The sequence below is a fragment of the Brevibacillus laterosporus DSM 25 genome (assembly GCF_002706795.1).
GTDB lineage: Bacteria > Bacillota > Bacilli > Brevibacillales > Brevibacillaceae > Brevibacillus_B > Brevibacillus_B laterosporus.
Map to the genome: position 1 here is coordinate 2,693,658 of NZ_CP017705.1, position 18,777 is coordinate 2,712,434.

Here is an 18,777-nt window from a genome sequence, read left to right on the forward strand (position 1 = left end):
CAACAGCTCATATTGCACCGGCAACCGCAGACGAAGATTGAGAGCGTTGACCCGTTAGCTTAGCTATGGACTGAATTTCGGTACTGTAAAATTTACATTTTACGAATTTATCACGTACAAAAGGCTCTCCCTAATGTGGATGAAATGAATATAGATAGTATGTCCCCAAAAACGGGGCATGTGGAGAGTATAGTGTAAACATATTGTAAAGACAAATAAAAGGGAACGTCTAGCCCTATTTATCAATCTTCTAATTCCAAAAGTGAATATGAGTTTACTCAATTAGACTCATAGTAAAAATAATTAAGAGAATAAAGTCTTTTAATCATTGGATGTAAATAAAAGTATAATTTTACACACAAACAGATGTTTGGTATATTAATTGTGCCGAACGTTTGTTTTTTTTCGATCAAAAAGTGTAATATTAGAATACTAGTTCTTGTATATAAAGTACAATTTATAGGAGTTCTCGGATTGGTTGTCGAATTATAATAAGGATTGTCTGTTTATAAATAGGAAGGAAACGCAACGATGATATTAAACTATGACCACAATGTTCCCCATATGATTAAATATATGGGATCAAAAAGAAAAATGTTAGATCAAGTTATTATGGCAATTGGCTCCGTACACAACTCTGAAAATACTCCTGTTTGTGATTTGTTTGCTGGATCAAGTGTTCTATCCGGTGCATTGCGGAATTGCTTACCAATGATCTCAAATGACATACAACAATATTCAGGTGTGCTAGCGAAAGCATATCTAGGCGATTATCACTGGGAACAATATTCTAATATTACGAAAGAGATTATAGACCGAGCTGTCGAACATGTTAATGCTTTTCGACGCGATTATCCTCAGTATCAGTTCCATTATAATAAGGAATTGTCGAGACAGGAATTTGTCGATTTAGAAATAGCTCAACAAGAGCTTATAAATGAGGATTTCCAGGATAGACCGTATCATTTATATACAAAATATTATTCCGGAACTTATTGGTCTTTTGATCAGTGCCTTTGGATTGACGGATTACGTAAGGCAATAGACTACTATCAGGTTGAGAATCCTTCTGTTTATTATGGAGCTCTTGCTAGTCTCATGTTTGCTATGTCTTACACATCCCAGAGTACAGGGCATTATGCACAATACAGAGAAGCTAATACGGATTCCTCAATGAAAGACATTTCCATATATAGGGAGAGAGAGGTGGTTCCGTATTTCGTGAAAAAGATGGGAGATTTTCAACAAATGCTTGGACCCAACACCCGAAATCATCAGGTTTATGCAGAAGATTATATGGATTGCCTAGATCGCGTACCAAATGGAACCACCGTATATGCTGATCCACCATATTGTTTTGTTCATTACTCTAGATTCTATCACGCAATTGAAACATTAGTAAGATATGACTACCCATCAGTTAGATATAAAGGTAGATACAGAAATGATAGGCATCAGTCACCGTTTTGTATACGAACTCAGGTGAGAGATGCCTTCGTAAGAATGTTTCTTAAGATTAGAGAGATTGAAGGTCAGTTGGTTCTAAGCTACAGTAATACAGGAATGATAAGTTTGCCCGATCTTCTAGATTTAGCTGTAGAATCTTTTGGTCAAACTTATATTATTGAACCATCTTACTTCGAATATGTTCATAGTACGATGGGGAGAAAAGAAGATAAGAGCCGCGAAGTAAATGAAGCTATTATAGTAGTCAGGAGGGTTTAGAGATTGCTCGAAGATTTAAAGGTTTCATTAACGAAATTTGGAGTTATTGAAGTAATTGATATTATAAAAAATGATCAATTGAAGGGGTATTTAGATGGAACTTATGAAGCTTCACATAAGATTAATCGTCCTCAAATAAATGCTGCATTAGGTGTTACTGAAACCGATCCCTCAACAGTACCAACATACTGGAAGGAAATCAGTAACTTTCCTGAGTTGATTGAGTTATTCTGTCTTGTGGCTGTAATATTTTCACATTATGAGCTTATTAGGAAGTTTAAAGAATCTCGTTCTGAAGTAATGAAAGGTGTGCTTCATAAAGACAGCTTCTCTGATGTTAAAGTGTTTACTAATGTTCGGAGATTACTTTTGCACTCGGGAGCCGCTCCATTTACAGCTGAAAGATCCGACAATGTTCCTTACGATTTCTCGCCCTTACTTGCTAACGGCAAAGTTGGTAGATTAATAAAACAATTATTGTTTGATCGGCTGAAGAAAATTAAATGGAAAGATAAACCCGACCTTGAGGAAAGTGAATTTTATCGTTCTTTTAATGACCAATGTGTGTTTTATGGTTTTCATGAAGTGTTTAACGTGACAGATGATCAAATGATACGTTGGTTTGATGGAGAGGATATTATACTTGCTGATTGGGTAGATAATACCATAAGTAATAATTGGCAAAGTAAACTTGTACAAGTGGATACTCATCTATTACTGTCTTTGGCGACAAAACCTTTCTTGATTCTGACCGGATCAAGTGGAACTGGTAAGACATATGGTATCCGTAGGTTAGCATCTCTACTTAATCCAACTAATGATACCCATTTTAACGTTATCTTCATAGCGGTGGAAGCTGGATGGAAAGATGGGCGCCATTTGATCGGTTATAAGAATCCATTTGGAGAAAAGGGAGAAGTTTATCAACCCACACCTTTAATCAATATGTTATTGAAAGCAAGCTCGGGAACATATCAGAATATCCCTTTCTTTGTTCTATTCGATGAAATGAATTTATCTCATGTTGAAATGTATTTTGCAAAGTTTTTAGCACTTTTGGAAACTGCGAGACATAAAGGGCTTCATAATCAACCTTTGCTTTCAAAAAATGACTTGGAGCTTTTGCTTAAATATTTTGAAAATAATTCTGAGTATACTTCTTATATTCTAGAAGCGATTGAATTTGGTGGATTATATATACCGCAAAACGTATTTTTTGTAGGTACTGTAAATATTGACGAAACAACCTATATGTTTTCTCCAAAGGTACTTGATCGTGCTTTTGTTATTGAAATGAATACATCGCCACCCTCCTCCTTAAGAGATAACACATCTTCTACTATAACAGTGGCTGAATTATCAATAGTACAAGTTAATTCCTTTTTATTAGAGGGAGGCTTCAGGGCATTTAGAAAATCATTATTAGGCGATGAATTTGAGGGTTTAAATATAAATGGTGAGACTGTAGTAGTTCCATCGAGTGGACTTAACTTCATGGAAGAGGCTTATAAGATTATGTCCTCTTATCCGTTTGGATACCGTATTGTAACAGAATGTATGGATTATTATATCAAAGCTCTCCATCTACAAAGGATTTTAGGAGGCTCATTGAACTGGATCATTGATGAAAATAACCTATTTGACGAAATGTTAATGCAAAAGATATTGCCTAAGTTGCACGGTAATCGAAAGCAACTTAGCAAAACATTGAGTGAGCTTCAAGTATTCTGTAGGAAAGGGAATGAAGTTCGTTTTCCAAAGACGTTGAAGAAGGTTATGGCTATGGAGAATCAGCTTATGACGTTAGGATATAGTGGCTTTGTATGCTGAGACCGATATCGAAATTTTCAAGAGGATTTGACTGCTTAATATCCGGTGGTCATCTTTTGCTAAGTATTAGCGTTAACGGGTTGATTGAAGAAGGGGAAAAATTTTTAATTCGTTCCATTCCTCATCATGAATTTTACTCTATTTCCGATGATGATTTATGGCTTCAGAACCAAAATCCACCGTTATTAGCAGTTGAGGATAAAAACTCAGAGTTGTTTCGTCAAATTCAAGTGCGTGAAGAAAGTGAAATGGATTTCATTCTCCAAATACCTTTATCTAAACGAGAGATTATTAGTCGGAGGAAAGCAACAGGTAATTTGCAATATCCTTTTGCAAACTTAAAGCTAAGACATAATATAACATTTAATAGTCCAGAGACTTGGATGGAGTATGGTGGAATAACACAATTATCGGGGCGCATTCATTTCAAAAGCTTTGCAGGGGTAATGAGATTTTTTTTTGCTGAAGATGTTTCATCAGAGCGCATAGAAATCGAAGTGATATCCTATAAATTGAACTATGCTGAGGATTTTAGGGTTCTATTGTCCGAACTGGCAGAAATTCATTCAGAGTTGATATTAAAACTGGATGAGCCTACTGAAATTTCTCTTGTGTCAAAGCAGGTAGAGGAAGTTTCCAATCAAGTGGTTTTACTACATCTAAGGAAACTAATGGAGGCTGACCGTCTTCCCGCGGCAATTGAAACGATTTTGTCCAATCCCCATTCAAGAACGATTCATGAACTTCATTGGGATGATCCATCCCAAATTAGTAATGTGGATATGATTGAGCTACAGCAAAACTTCATGGATGTAACTTGGAGAAAGGGAGGGCGTTTTTCACGGTATACTTGTGGTTATTCACCCGACATGATGCCAGAGGGACGGACGTCATCTACAGTGGATACTAATGAGAACAGGTACATCAAGTTTTGTTTGCATGAATTAGAGTTTCTTGTTTATAAACTTAAGTGCAAATTGAACAAGAAGAAATATGAACCAAGCTATACATTTTTAGAAGCAAGCGAGAGGCTGTTGGAGGAATATATTCAGCATCCTTTCTTTCATGAAGTCGGTTCCTTTATGTACCTGTCTAATTCTATGATTATGCAGCGTAGGAACGGATATAAGGAAATACTTACCTACATGCAGCAGTTTGAATTGGGTATTCAACTTGAAAGCGAAATTACCGAGTTTGATTCTGTTTGGGCAGACCTCAGACCTATTCATCAATTGTATGAATACTGGTGTTTCTTCAAACTTGTTCATATTTTAGAAAGAATTTGCGGTGAGAATCCAGACATCGGCTCGCACCTTCTTCAGAGAACGGATCGGGGATTTGTTCTTAATCTTAAGCAAAAAGTTGAATGCAATGTACCATTCAGGTATAACAATATGGATATCTTCTTGTACTACAATCGGGATTTCAAGAAATATCTTAGTGGGGAATGGAACGGTTCATATGACGGTGGGGTTTATCATCCCGATTTCAGTATGAAATTAATATTTGGTGAAGACATACATTGGCTTCACTTTGATTCAAAGTATAAGATCGATTATACAAAACTTCAGGCTATGCTAGAAGAGGATCGTGATGAGGGGGCTTATAAACGAAACGACATCCATACTGCGCATGCTTATAGGGATGCAATTTTAGGATCTAGGGGTGTCTATATTTTGTATCCAGACAACATCATATTATCGGACAAATTAATTTTCGTTAGACAGCCAAATGAGGATTACCCTTATCTGATTCCCTCTATAGGTGCCTTTCCCTTAAGACCAGGAAGTGAGAGCGAGGGACAAGTTTCGAGTATTGTAGAATACCTAAAGGAAGTATTCAATGCAATTACCCAAGGAACTGCATATAATGAAGAGTTGGGTTTTTTATTTTGAATCTTCATATAACCAATGAGACTAGAATAATTGTTCTAGTCTCATTAGTTATCAAAGGCTTCTTTGCATCTGATGCAAAGGCCCATAGAACTAAGAGTGTCAAATGCTCCACATCTAATACATTTAAAACTAATTTATCAGTATTGTTACAGATGCAAACAAATTTCAATATGGATAGACAAGAAAACTAACTTTTCCTTTATCTGTTGTAGTACCAAATTCAAATCAGGATATGCCTGAGATGTTAAAGAATTTATCTAGAAGCCAGTGAAATAGTAAATCAATCACCAATGGCCACGGTAACTTTGTTAAGATTGGCAGTCCAGTTGTTAATGAAGCATATTGTAGAAAAAGGTAGACAAATTGATGATGACATAAAGGTAGCGAAGGGATTCAAAAAGTTCAAGAACATTTAGAGTTATTGGAAACATGCTATCCATCCTGGAGAAATTACCCTTGTTAATGATTGTGATATTGGAATTGCACTTTTTCAAATACTAAACTTCATTACTTCATTTCTACCAAGAAAGATTAATTAGGTTTATGAAAAGCTACCTATAAAAGCCAAAACTACTATAGAGGAAAGAGATCAGAAAACAACTCTTAATGTATAGCTGATAATTATTTTAGGAGGAATTAAATGGTAAATGTAGTTATTAAGTTTTATGACAGAAAGCTAAGTGCGTACAATCTAATATTTAAGCATATGAAGTTTACTTATTACATGTTTATATTTAGTGGAACTCTACTGATTTTTAACTTGTTTCCTGTAATATTCATGAAATATTTGATTTTAAAGATTACACTTTGCATTTTCATTGCTCTATTTATAATATTTTTTGTTTTGTTAAATATCCAAGCAAAAAAAATCATTAAAAGTAAATTTCTAATTGACCAACGTAATTTTATTTGGGGCGGTGAAGATTTGTATAATAAAAGAGTAAGTATGCTTAAGGAGTTTTTAGACCAAAGTGGAATAAATTCAATGAAAAAAATAGAAGAACTGTTGAAACTCTTGAATAAAGAAGCGGATAATAGAAAATTTACATGAATAATTATCCCAGGAACTTTTTTGGCATTTACTGTACCTCTATGGAATCATATTTTAGGATTGTTTTTAAAAAATTTAGATGACTTTAATATAGTGTTAGCTTATGGAATCGTTTTAACTTTTTTTGTTTTATTGTTTGTTGTTGTTTACAGCATGTTAAAGTCTGTGCTAAGTGAAATAGTGGATCGACCCAGTAAGAAAATCAAAGAAATAGAGGGGTTAGTTGAAAATATTTACTTTAATTATGTTCTTGGAGATGAAAGTAATAAATAAAAAATGACCACATTTTTGACCATTAAAGTGCAAACTTATGTATTTGAATTGATAGTTGTTATTAGTAATCGCATAACAATGTACTTTCGTAAAATCTTCTCATCATAGATTTATTCACTAACAATACGGGATATGTGGAGAGTTTGGCATGCTTGATATATAAGGATTTTAAAGGATTTTAAAGGATTTTAAAGGATTTAATATATCCTCGGGGAGGAAGAAGCAAGCGAAGAACTTGCCGATCGGATAAGGAGTGCTAGTGGACAGGAGCCACAGAACAAGTAATTTAGTTTGTAGATAAAAGTGTAACTTAAACCCGAATAACAAAACACACGTCAGAATACAAGAGATTCTGACGTGTGTTTATATACTTATTATCGATACTGATCTGTAAATTTTTATTTTTATTTCCTACGATCTTTTTTAAATTCCCTAAACCCACGATACACGTTTATTAAAGCTGATATCCCTAATAAGATTAGTAGCATTGGGTTTACTTCAGAATTGAAATATAGGTAACCTAATAAACTAAACAGGACGACAGCTGTAAAAAAAAGATAGACCCATAGTTACTCTCTCCTTTCAGCTATCTTTATACGTAGATACTATATACTATAGATTGAAATAGCTACTGGTAGCCAGGCTATATTGACATTTACACTTTTACCCTGATTTTTGCTATTAAGTTGTTTTGAATTCTGTTTTCATAACCTGTAAGTGAATGGTAGAATATTCTTTAGTAACATTTTTTGTAACTCAAGGTGGGGTGTTTCCGTAAGTTTAGCGATGGAGGGAACACCCCTTTGTATTGTCAAAGACCATGGACTAATTGAAATTCCTGCTTTTTTTCTCCTGTATATTAAATTACCATATTGTTTTGATAATTGATGAGGAATAAAAAAATTGAAACGTTCCTCAAATTTCGACAAATAATTACATACTTACAAACAAAAAAACGCTAAGATAATAGCGCTTTTAATGAAAATGAACTTGTAAAATCCTCTTACTATCAGCCCTGTGGGTCATCAGTATATGGTTTGATGCTACTTGCTACATTATGAACTTCTAGTTTACCCGTAATTTCTATGGTAAAAAGAGAGCTTAATAATACAAGCGAAACAGTTGTGATAAGAACTAAATAATTCTTCATCAATTATCCCCTTCCTTATCACTTTATTTACCATATTATATACTTCCATTAATTTTTTCAGAAGAGATAAATCCAAATCTTTTTCTTGTTCACAATAATACTTAAAAATTTCTTTGAAGAAATCAAAGATTCCATTTATAGCGTTAATATTGCTAAGAAATTGTAATCCTCTGATTAACCCTATGTAATCGATGGCTCATTGTTTTCGAGAGCGAGATAAGATTAAAATCTGTTGGATTCCTGTTCACTATTAACCAGAGTTTTTTTTGTAATTTTGACTAAAGAAAATTTGCTTAAAACAACAAAGTGTTTTTAAAGACTAGGCCTTCTAGATGGTAAGTTAATCAAAAAATAATAACAAATCTTTTTGCATGGGGACCCATTGAATGGTAAGTTTTACTATATAATATATAAAAATATAGTAATAGGAGGAACTAAGGTTGAGTATTTGGTTATTTAGAGCGGGATCAAACGGAGAATATGAAAATAAGTTTTTAAACGACAGGAGAATATATCTAACTTGGGATGATTTAGATATAAATTTGAAAAAATTCAACAAAAAAGAAGATCTTTATATGTTTCTAGTAGACAAGTATGATCTAGAAAAAGAAAAAACAGCTATAAATTGGGCCTCTCAAATATATCCCATAGCCCATAGAATGGAAATAGGAGATTGGGTTGTACTCCCAAGTAAGATAAATAGAACGATACATTTTGGTAAGATTGTAGGAGATTACAATTATGATAAAAGCTTAGGAAGTCCATATTACCATTATAGAGAGGTAGAGTGGTTTGCAATCGATATTCCAAGAGATAAATTTGAACAAGATATCTTATATTCAATGGGTGCTTTTATGACCGTATGTAGGATACATAAAAATAATGCAGAAGAGAGAATAAAGATAATGTATGAAAACAATTGGAATATAAAGGATAAATCTATACCTCAAAAAATTGATGAATCAGATGATGAGATACGATTTGATTTAGATGAATACATATTTGATAGAATATCTGATTATATAATCAAAAAATTTAAAGGCCATAAAATGGAGATTTTGGTTGAAGAAATATTAAAAGCCAAGGGATTCACAACCTATAGAAGTCCAGAAGGTGCAGATAATGGGGTAGATATCTTAGCAGCTTCTGATATTTTAGGATTTGGTTCACCAAAAATTTGTGTTCAAGTAAAAACCACTGATTCACCTATTGATAGACCTACGATGGATCAATTAATAGGAACAATGAGTAACTTTAATGCTGACTATGGGTTGTTGGTTTCCTGGACAGGATTTAAAACCTCTGTGACAAAAGAAATTCCAAAACAGTTTTTTAAGTTAAGACTATGGGATTCAAAGAAAATTATAGAGCAACTCTTTGAAAATTACGATAAATTGAGTGAAGACATTAAAACTGAAATACCTTTAAAAAGGGTATGGATGTTAAATATAGAAGAATAAAAACCTTGCAAACTAAATGTGCGTGTATTTTGATTGAAAACCGCAACGTCACCTCGAAAGTAGTAAATGGGTTTCTCCATAGTGGTCTAACGAAGTGGTAAGGAAAAAACAAGCTTTGCTCGGATCAGCATAACCAATTTTTCTAAACGGAAGAGGGCAGGAGCCGTAGAACAAGTAATTTATCTTGTGGGAAATAGGAAATAAATAATTCACTGACAACAAAAAACGCCCAGATTTGAGGATGCGGACGTATCTTAATTATAGGGGATTACATGTAGTTTAAGTAAAATAGAGGGATAGCAATTAGTCCAACCATGATGATACCTTGTAAAAATGAACGATACCTATAATTTTTATAGTGGTCTTTTTTTCTGTTAATAAGGAAATCAAGTGATAATACAATAATTAGAATATGAATACCCACAGTCCAAGTAATACTTTTATTTTGTTTGATATAAAATAACCAAATCAATTCTGCTAGTGCTACTAAGGCAAAAGTTATTAGTAATGATTTATTTCTCATGTTTTCACCTACTTAAAGCTCCCAACAAACGTTAGGGAGCAAATTTTTAAATCACATTTTCCCGTATTGCACGGCAAGTTATATAGACAAAAAGAGAATAACGAACAGCAACAAACGCCCGAACCTACAATTTCGGGCGTTTACTTACCGCTGTAACCTAATTACTTATTATACTCTTCTTGCACATGTCCAGTTAGTTTTATAGCGTCTCCTTTATCTATTTCGAACGATCCACCTAATGGAATAGAAAACCCTATTTTCACAGAGGAAGTGGAATGAAGTTAATGACTATATATGTCATAAACTTCTCCCCTCCATTTCTTACTTCTCGGGGTAACATCTACCTTCATATATCCTCTCATGTCACGAATACGATTTCCTGTATCAGGAAGATCAAATTTAAAAGCATATCCTCCTGAATCGCGTTGATCTGCACGTGTGCTTTTTTCTTTTTCTGGAACCCAATCATATATTGGATGACCATATCTATCATATTCTCTGGTAAACTTAAATTCGTCATATTTAAAAACGAAATCTTCTGATCCTTTTACGATAGCGAGGTTCTGACTAGTTCCGATTGCCAAAATATCCTCATGAAAATCACTGTAGTCAGGAGTACTTAAAAACTCAAATCGAGCGGATGTTTGAGCTTCTTTATCACCTTTATTTTTAATAAGCCACGTCTCTAGTTTCAAAATATCATTTTTTTCCACATCTGAACCTAGAGCATCTATTTTATTTGGAGTGTTTTTGTCCTCTTTTCGTGTTAGTAAATCAGCTTTCTCTTCTGCCTCTGTTTGTGAGAGTTCTTCTACTTTCGGCTTGGACTGTTTACTATAAGTAATCTCAAAGTATTCTTCTTTTTTAGAGACAATTGGGTCTTCATAGGAAAGATATTTTTTAATATCTTCATTACTAAGATCATCTATATGTTTGTCCGAAAACTGGAAGGTTTCTTTAAACACTTTCCTTTGATCTTCTGTTATATTTTTGCTATTATTTGCAAATGCGGATGAATTTGGTATAAGTAAAGACAAACCTAGTGTTATTACCAGAAAGGGTTTAGCAATATTCATAATAATCCTCCTCAATGGGATATTTTTTTGTAAAGGGGTTTTTAATTTGAAAAGAAATAAAATCATTCTATTCACAATTCTTGTAGTGTTAGTCATTTCAAATGTCTATTTTTATACAAAAAATTACATTGAAATGGCAAAAATAGAATCTTCAATTGACACTAACTTTACATCTAATTTAGCTGACATTGCAAAGTCTCTTAAACGTGATTCTGATTGGAATACAAGATATATTCTAGCTATATCTTTTTCCAGTAAACTACAAAGTTTGGTAGAGTACACTTCTTACTCTAAGAAGAGTTCATTAGTAGGTAGTTATTCATACGTATTGGTAAATTTCTTTTTGAATCAGCAAAAGTTAGGTATCCAATTGAATACAGAGGATAATAAGACTCTTATAGCTTGTTTAGAAGCGCTATCCGAAAATCCCACCGATAAAGAAAAGATTGATCAGTTGCTAAGGGTGATTACAAAATAATAATAGGTATCACCTTATCTTAGGATTCTGGATACATTACTACTTTTTTTACTGTTGGCGGCAACCTTGATAGGTTGCTTTTTTTCTAGCAAAATACTCTTTGTTGCAGTACAACTGTTCTAATTCTGTGCGGATGATTTCTATAAGCCTCTGTAAATCGTTTTCTAGTTGAGAATTTTCTGTTTTCATATCCTGTAAGTGAGTGGTAAAATATTGTTGAGTAACATTTTTTGTTGCTCAAGGTGGGGGCGTTCCCAGTAGTTTAGCGACAGAGGGAACGCCCTTTTGTATTAATAGTAAGGATAAACTAATTACAAACACCTCCTTTCTTCTATTTATGTATTATTTTACCATATGTTGCTAGGACTATCTGAAAACATTGAGAATGAAACACTTGTAATATTTCGACAAAATATTACGAAAATATCACAAAAAAAGAACGCTATAAATTTATTAGCGTTCTCCCTTTTAGAAGTCGAAAATACCCGAATTAATGACCTGGATCAACAAAATAAGATTGAGTCTTTTTGGAAGAGATTAATTCTTTAGCACTCGCGGTTTCAATATTTGTTGTTATACCTAAAGCTATTATCATAGCTAATGAAAATACTAATATACCAGATATTTTTTTCATAATATTCCCTCCTTTTAATAATTTTCATTTACCACATTATATACTTTATGTGATTTTTTGGGGTAAAATATTTCTATAAATTACCACAGTTTATCACCAACTAAATATAGAGATTGTTCCACACATGAAGAGAGCCTATCCTCACTTGCATCAAAATAAATGCACCCTTGAATTGATATTATCCCCTTTTAGTAGACAGTAAGAAGCAAGACCCCTTACTGTATTAACTAGGAGGGGAATTTTCTATGGGGGAAATTAGAAAAACATATTCAAAGGATTTTAAGTTAAAAGCCGTACGGCTTTATTTGAGCGGTGAACAAGGGTACAAAACACTTACAAGGGATCTCGGCATTAGTGACCCTTCTATTTTAAGAAGATGGGTTGATCATTATAGAAAGGAAGGTATACAGGGACTAGATGAAAAACGCGGGAGAACAAAAAATCCTCTTAGAGGAAGACCACGAATAAGGCCAGAGAGTACGGAGGAAGAGATAGTTCGATTACGTGCAGAGAACGAATTCTTAAAAAAGTGGCTAGGTCTAGAAAAGAGGTGAAACCGAAAGATAAATGCTGTTTTTTCGAGCTTATTAAAGAATTGTCTAAAAAGTATTCTATTACTTTATTGTGTAAAATTACGAAAGTATCTCGTAGTGGTTTTTACAAGTGGCTTTCTCGTGAGAAACACCCCACCTCAAAACAATTGGTAAATGAAAAATTAAGAGAAATGATCATGGAGTGTCATCAAGAGGTCAAAGGTATTTACGGGTATCCCCGAATAAAAGTGTGGTTATTTAGAAGGTACGGGCTAAAAGTCAATCATAAACGTGTGTATCGCATTATGAAGGAACTTGGGATACAAGCGCTAATCCGTAAAAAACGAAAATTCTTTGGGCGCAAAGAGAAGGTTGTCATCTCCGAAAACAAGCTGAATCGAAATTTTTGCGCCTCACGGCCAAATGAGAAATGGGCTACAGATATTACCTACATACTATTTAATGGTCGCCGTCTTTATCTGTCTGTCATATACGACATGTATAACAACGAAGTTGTTGCCTACAAAACAAGCAAACGTAATGATTTACGACTCGTAATGGATACCGTAAATTTAGCGACTAAAAAGCGGGATGTAAGCGGAGTCCTCCTACACAGTGATCAAGGATACCAGTACACCTCAAAGCAGTATAACCAGTTCCTTCAGCAATATAAAATCGTAGCAAGTATGTCTAGAAAAGGTAACTGTTTAGATAACGCCTGTATTGAGGGGTTCTTTGGGCATTTAAAAACAGAGTGTTTGTACCTTCATTCGTTTCAAACAGATAAAGAAGTGGAAGAAGCTCTTCACGGTTACATTAATTTCTATAATCAGCAACGGTTTCAATCTCGATTAAAAAACCTGAGTCCGATAGAATACCGAACTCAGGTAGCCTAGATGGGGCTTGTTTAAAGTTGTCTACTTGACAGGGGCAAGATCAAATTCCAAGGGCTTTTTGTGTTGCCTTTTTTATAAATCTAGAAAATAACCACAGTATGACTATCAAACGTAACCTGAGTAGTTTTCCAACATGTAAATCTAAATGTTGAAAAAACATCTACTCTTGACAGCTAACTAACTCAACTACTCACAAGTATTCCTTCTATTCGGATGTAAAACCAGCACTTCATTTCCTAACTCTGATATTTTTTCCATCAGTGCATCCATGCCATGCTCTAATTTATAATCCATTTCCTCTTTATATAAAGGAAGTAAGAAATAGGCATAAACCTTATTGCCATCCTTAGTTGTAATGACGCTGAGTTCATCCTTTAACTGAAATATGACAACTCCATTTAACCCAGTTCCATCTGCATATGGTTCATAGTCTTGATAATTGGGGATGGTATGTCCATATCCCAACCAGGTATTATACTGATGAGGAAAACGCGCCATTTGCTTCATCAGTCTGATAGGCCAATAATTATTTTCATCCTGTATCGATTCTTCCGTCAGTTCCCAAGAAGCAGGAAGAAACATCATAACTTCTGCCCGATCGAATTTATCCTCAAGCTGCTCTTGCATCTCATCTGGTATCGTCATTGGTAAATCACTCATACCAGTTGTATATAAGACCCAAAATGGCTCTTCTTCAGTAGGTTTCATTACATTCACATCAATATGTATGGTATCTGATATAATTTCATGAAAAACACTGCTTTCTCTTCCTGAAAATACTGTTTCAAAATGTTCAACGATTTCTTCTACATATTCCATGGGAGCTGGCGGTGAATAACTAGCTGTTTCTTCATACTTGTAAATAGTGGTGCCGTCCTTTGACTTTTCTCCGTTGTTCTTACCACCGAATATCTTTTTAAAAAAATTCATCTAAAAACCTCACCTTTTTCATTATTTGTTTTCCAACAGACTTCTCTGTAAATCTTCCTGTGTTTCTTATAGAAGCGAATTCTGTTCTAGTCATTCTTCAACCTATATATTTCATTTACATATATTAAATTGAAGATTATGAAAATATTACAATATAGTATTAAAATGGCTTTAAATGACACATTTCGACACCACACTCTTATATTTAAGTAAATGTTTTATAAAATGGCAAGTAAAATTAGGAATCTCAATTTTCAAGTTTCCCCATGAATGACATTGTTTTGCGTTCGCCATAACATCTTTGATTAAGGTACTTCCATTGGAGAACGTAATATCGGATCAAGGTTATAAAATAAGTTAAATAGTATGAAGTATAAGGAGTTTTGTAGAGCATTGATTTAGAAGGTACTAGTGGGGGTGGTAACATTACAACGTGTAAAAAAATGAAAAAGGAACAATGCTTTATGCTAATTGCCATCTTAAAAGTTTTTATATGAAAAGTGAAATATAGTCAGAAATTTTTCCGTCTATACAGTGATAAGGAGGTGGAACACAATTGGATGACAATGCTGGCGCACGTATCGAGCAATGGTTTCTAGCATACAGCAATGATATTTATCGTTTTCTCGTCTATTATACGGGACGAACAGATATAGACGATCTTGTACAAGAGACCTTTATTCGTGCCCTAAAGGCTATCCAGCATACCGAGATTGCAAATCCCAAAACATGGCTGTTTGCCATTGCTAGAAGTGTAGCCATTGATGAAAAGCGTAAAACAAAACTAATAAGCTGGCTGCCAGATATATTCTTGCAGCATCTTGTTTCGCCCGATAAAACACCCGAAGAATCCTTAGAGTTAAGTGAGAATAAACGACTGCTTTATGACATCATCAATCAGTTGAAACGATCTTATAGGGACGTGTTGATATTGCGCGGTATCAAGGGATTATCTAGTAAGGAGACAGCAGAGGTATTGGGCTGGAGCGAAGCCAAAGTAAATCTCACTTTGCATAGGGCATTGAAAGCTGTTCAAAAAAATAGGAATGTTCCTGTTTCGGAGGTGATCAACGATGCCGTCACAAGATGAACAAATTATATTGAAAGATTTAAATCATTTCCCGGATCAGATCCTTTCTAGGGAGCGGAACCAAGTGATATTAGAGAACATACGAAAGGAGAGAAGAATGATGCAAAAATTGAAAAGGCGGAAAAAATATTTTGGATGGGCGGCAAAAGGGCTTATCACATGTGCAGCGTTAGTTGCTTTTATCTGGATGAAGCCATTCTCTTCTCCAGTAGAAAACTCTTCTTCAATAGACACATCAGGAAGTAAGGATGTAATAGAGCAAAAGTATATTACGGCAGCTCAAAAAGAAATAAAAAAAGCGTTTGGCATTAATAAGGATTTTCATTTTGAAAAGTTGGAGAAACACACAGATTACTCTACTTTAGAGACAAAGGATCGAGAGGCAATTGTGTGGTTTAAAGCTGGAACCACAGATGTTAATGGCGTCTCGGCAACATATAAATTCGATGAGCTGACGAATATGTATCAAAAATATGTAGAGACTGCACGAAATCGGATTAAGGAAACGAATCTACATGATAATTTTCAAACGGTCAGTCTCTATAAAAACAAATCAGGAGCAGGCATGTCTTTTGAGGCAGAAGTTAACCAGTACGTGCATGTTGATCTGAATACCAATAAAGTGACCGATTTCTCTTTAGATTACAATCTGGGTAATGTGGATAAAAAGTATGTGTCCATAGCTCAAAAAGCGTTAATGAAACTTTCAAATAAAAATGATTTCTCATTTAATCATGTAAAAAAATTCTCCAATGAAAAAGAAGATATGTGGACGCTCTCCAATAAGGAAGATAAGTATTACGACAAATATTCTGTTCAGATTGGAGAAAAAACAGGTCAAGTGTATAGTGTAAATTATAAAACGGATCGTTATAGTATCAAATCAATAGACGAAGCGATGTCAGTGGGCAAACCACTCATTAAAAACATAACTGGAATAGACGTTACTGGGTATAAGGTTGATGGTGGTGATCATTGGGGAGGCTATGTATTTCAGAGTCCGGGGAAACCGGCCGTATCTATATTTACTGATAGAGCGATTGATAGATCGGACGGTGGTAATGTTCGGGGTCTCCACGTTCGGTAAATAAGTAAAAGCTACTGACTAATATACATTGTCGGTAGCTTTTTTGTCCTTTAGGCAGCACTATTTTACTAATTCCTTTTGCATTTTTTTAGGTAGCTTATGAAAAATCAATTCATAAGAATGAGTAATCAGCTTCTCCCACAATTCAGTAGGAATATTGGCATCTAAATAAATAGAATTCCAATGACTTTTATTCAAGTAGTAACCAGGAATAATCCCCTCATATGCTTCTCTTAGCTGTTCGGATCGGGCTGGATCGCATTTTAAAGATAGGATAGGCTTTCCGTTAGAATCTCCACCAAGCATTGCAAACATTTTTCCCCCTACCTGATAACGATCTGCTTCCCATTCCACCTTGTAATCATGAACCGCTCCCGGGTGCTTCAGACAATAGGCTTCCAGTGTGGATTTTTCCATGATAAGCTCCCTTCTGCACGCATTTTTTTCATTTTACCACGCTAAGGCTATCTACGACGTATGGGACTATTAAGTGGTAAAAGAGATTGCAGATTTATACAAGGATTTTATCATCAGAGAAACAGAAGGAGCGAGACTAGTTGAGATACTGAGTTGAGAGAAAACAAGCTGGGGGGACTAAGGGAGGGATAGGATTGGGTTGGTTTATTATGATTTTAATTCATGTTCATTCATGTTCATTTATCAACAGGGAAATAGATTGATCTTTTATGCAGAGCAGTAATGGATGGATTTGTGCCGGGGGAGTATTGGCATAGTGAGACAGATACGATAGGCTGCTATTTTTACAGTACCTTGATGTACTTTCCGATTGCGTATACTTTGTTACTGGTCAGGCGTTTGCAGAGGGTAATAAAATCACCGGTTCTACATACTTGGGTAAAATCGTAGAGTTTATATTTTTCCTAAGCTGGCTATCTAGGCTGGTAAGGGGATTATCAATCCAAACACCAGCAAATATAAAACAATGTAGACCAGATATAGATAAAAAAGCTTGATTTTGAATTTTTCACAAAAGCTCTTAACTGCGTTTGTTAGAAAGGAATCAAACAAAGTAATGATAAGAAAAATTACTAAGAGTTCAATTACAGTTGCAAGATAGAAATTGACCAGAAGGAAATCAACCCAATAATTTAATTTAATAAATAGACTAATGAAAACAAAAAAGATAAACATGGAGTACTTCTTTTCATTGGCCATAAAGTCTCCTCCAAATCTCTAAAAAAGGGAGGAATGCTCCCTTTTTTAGAATTTACTTATTACCACTTTTTCCTATCTATTTCGTAATACTCTACTTTTTTAGGTTTTTTAAATTTTTTGTCTTTATAATGAACAACGGTCTCATAGTAAATATCAGATTGTATGTCGGAATCCTGTACTTTCCAAACCCAATACCCAACATAGGTATCAGCTAATACTTCCTTACTCCATGCAGAAAGCTTCGCAATAGTCCAACCTAAGAGTGCCTTTTTAAATTTTTTTGTTGGAATTGGAATCTTCTCTGCTACCCAAGAAACAATGATGTCGGCCATTTCTCTGTGGGCACTATGGTTATAATGGTCGTATTTTGGACCATACACAATTTCGGTACTTCCACCAGGTCCTTCAATGACTGATGTTCTATTTTCTTTCATCAAGCTCTCATACATACTTTCCAATTGATTCTCACTCAATGGGTTTAGTCCAGTAAAGGTTATTCCATTGTAGGTGTAAGTATATTCTGCGCTTTGTTCAATAGGAGAATTAGTATTACTCTCAATTGATGCAAAAGCAGATGTGGACATACTTAGTGTGGTAAGAAGTGCAAGTAAGCTTAACGAAAATCTTTTCATCAAAAGAATCACCCTCCTTTTTGTTTTATTATAACAAAAATTACAAAAATAACCAATTAAAAACACTGTTTATTACCAAAAATTTCTAAAACGTTTCCTCCAACAGCCGATCCCGTCAAATCTTCTGGTTTTTCAGTTCAAGTAAGTTCATAAACCAATTGGTGTTCTAATTCTTTTTTCGTAATCCTTATCTGGTTGTTCCACTTAATAAAAATCGCCCCATATTAACAGAGTGAAACATCTTAGTTGTCTTTTAATGAATAGCTAAAACACGACTGTTCATATCCCAAAGTGTTTCGGATCATATAGTTTATTCCTATATCCTATAAATGAGTAAT

The 18,777-nt window shown here is 34.4% G+C and carries 16 protein-coding genes; 11 read left to right on the top strand and 5 right to left on the bottom strand.

The features are described from left to right. The first annotated feature begins 531 nt into the window (after positions 1–531). From BrL25_RS12995 to BrL25_RS13020, 6 genes are all read left to right on the top strand, one after another. Positions 532–1,725, top strand: coding sequence for a DNA adenine methylase (locus BrL25_RS12995; RefSeq protein WP_018674125.1), 1,194 nt, complete (start codon positions 532–534; stop codon positions 1,723–1,725). Between the two features lie 3 nt (positions 1,726–1,728). Continuing rightward, positions 1,729–3,555 (top strand): McrB family protein, encoded by a 1,827-nt coding sequence (locus BrL25_RS13000; RefSeq protein WP_018674126.1) that lies wholly within the window; start codon positions 1,729–1,731, stop codon positions 3,553–3,555. 56 nt (positions 3,556–3,611) lie between these two features. Beyond that, complete coding sequence (locus tag BrL25_RS13005) at positions 3,612–5,450, top strand: DUF2357 domain-containing protein (RefSeq protein ID WP_018674127.1); 1,839 nt, start codon at positions 3,612–3,614, stop codon at positions 5,448–5,450. A gap of 640 nt (positions 5,451–6,090) precedes the next feature. Then, complete coding sequence (locus BrL25_RS13010) at positions 6,091–6,501, top strand: hypothetical protein (RefSeq protein ID WP_018674128.1); 411 nt, start codon at positions 6,091–6,093, stop codon at positions 6,499–6,501. A 21-nt stretch (positions 6,502–6,522) separates the two neighbouring features. After that, on the top strand, positions 6,523–6,774 hold the full coding sequence (locus tag BrL25_RS13015) for a hypothetical protein (protein ID WP_018674129.1): 252 nt from the start codon (positions 6,523–6,525) through the stop codon (positions 6,772–6,774). Positions 6,775–8,364: 1,590 nt separating this feature from the next. Beyond that, positions 8,365–9,384, top strand: coding sequence for a restriction endonuclease (locus BrL25_RS13020; RefSeq protein WP_018674131.1), 1,020 nt, complete (start codon positions 8,365–8,367; stop codon positions 9,382–9,384). Between the two features lie 804 nt (positions 9,385–10,188). On the opposite strand, the gene BrL25_RS13030 is transcribed toward BrL25_RS13020, so the two are convergent. After that, positions 10,189–10,983: a hypothetical protein gene (locus BrL25_RS13030; RefSeq protein ID WP_018674133.1), complete on the bottom strand. Its 795-nt coding sequence runs from the start codon at positions 10,981–10,983 to the stop codon at positions 10,189–10,191. 46 nt (positions 10,984–11,029) lie between these two features. Between BrL25_RS13030 and BrL25_RS13035 the strand changes: the two genes are divergently transcribed. After that, positions 11,030–11,461, top strand: a complete 432-nt coding sequence (locus BrL25_RS13035) for a hypothetical protein (RefSeq protein ID WP_018674134.1) — start codon at positions 11,030–11,032, stop codon at positions 11,459–11,461. Between the two features lie 490 nt (positions 11,462–11,951). Here BrL25_RS13035 and BrL25_RS25165 read toward each other — a convergent pair whose 3' ends face one another. Then, a complete protein-coding gene (locus tag BrL25_RS25165; protein WP_018674135.1) occupies positions 11,952–12,095 on the bottom strand; it encodes a hypothetical protein in 144 nt (47 codons plus the stop codon). 245 nt (positions 12,096–12,340) lie between these two features. Here BrL25_RS25165 and BrL25_RS13040 point away from each other — a divergent pair, with 245 nt between their 5' ends. Further along, complete coding sequence (locus BrL25_RS13040; protein WP_099327224.1) at positions 12,341–12,649, top strand: transposase; 309 nt, start codon at positions 12,341–12,343, stop codon at positions 12,647–12,649. After that, positions 12,646–13,524: an IS3 family transposase gene (locus BrL25_RS13045; protein ID WP_236848038.1), complete on the top strand. Its 879-nt coding sequence runs from the start codon at positions 12,646–12,648 to the stop codon at positions 13,522–13,524. Before BrL25_RS13040 ends, BrL25_RS13045 begins: the two co-directional genes overlap by 4 nt. A gap of 186 nt (positions 13,525–13,710) precedes the next feature. Here the strand turns inward: BrL25_RS13045 and BrL25_RS13050 are convergent, their stop codons facing one another. Further along, positions 13,711–14,454: a suppressor of fused domain protein gene (locus tag BrL25_RS13050; RefSeq protein ID WP_018673488.1), complete on the bottom strand. Its 744-nt coding sequence runs from the start codon at positions 14,452–14,454 to the stop codon at positions 13,711–13,713. Between the two features lie 556 nt (positions 14,455–15,010). Here BrL25_RS13050 and BrL25_RS13055 point away from each other — a divergent pair. Together BrL25_RS13055 and BrL25_RS13060 are read left to right on the top strand one after the other, a co-directional pair. After that, positions 15,011–15,544, top strand: coding sequence for an RNA polymerase sigma factor (locus BrL25_RS13055; RefSeq protein ID WP_018673489.1), 534 nt, complete (start codon positions 15,011–15,013; stop codon positions 15,542–15,544). Next, the gene (locus BrL25_RS13060) at positions 15,528–16,631 is read left to right on the top strand and encodes a hypothetical protein (RefSeq protein WP_018673490.1); all 1,104 of its coding nucleotides are present in this window, start codon (positions 15,528–15,530) and stop codon (positions 16,629–16,631) included. The genes BrL25_RS13055 and BrL25_RS13060 overlap by 17 nt, the downstream gene beginning before the upstream one ends. 60 nt (positions 16,632–16,691) lie before the next feature. Here the strand turns inward: BrL25_RS13060 and BrL25_RS13065 are convergent, their stop codons facing one another. Further along, a complete protein-coding gene (locus BrL25_RS13065) occupies positions 16,692–17,048 on the bottom strand; it encodes an MmcQ/YjbR family DNA-binding protein (protein WP_018673491.1) in 357 nt (118 codons plus the stop codon). Positions 17,049–17,866: 818 nt separating this feature from the next. After that, entirely contained in the window at positions 17,867–18,439 is a 573-nt protein-coding gene (locus BrL25_RS13075) for a hypothetical protein (RefSeq protein ID WP_018673493.1), read from the bottom strand. Positions 18,440–18,777: the final 338 nt, after the last annotated feature.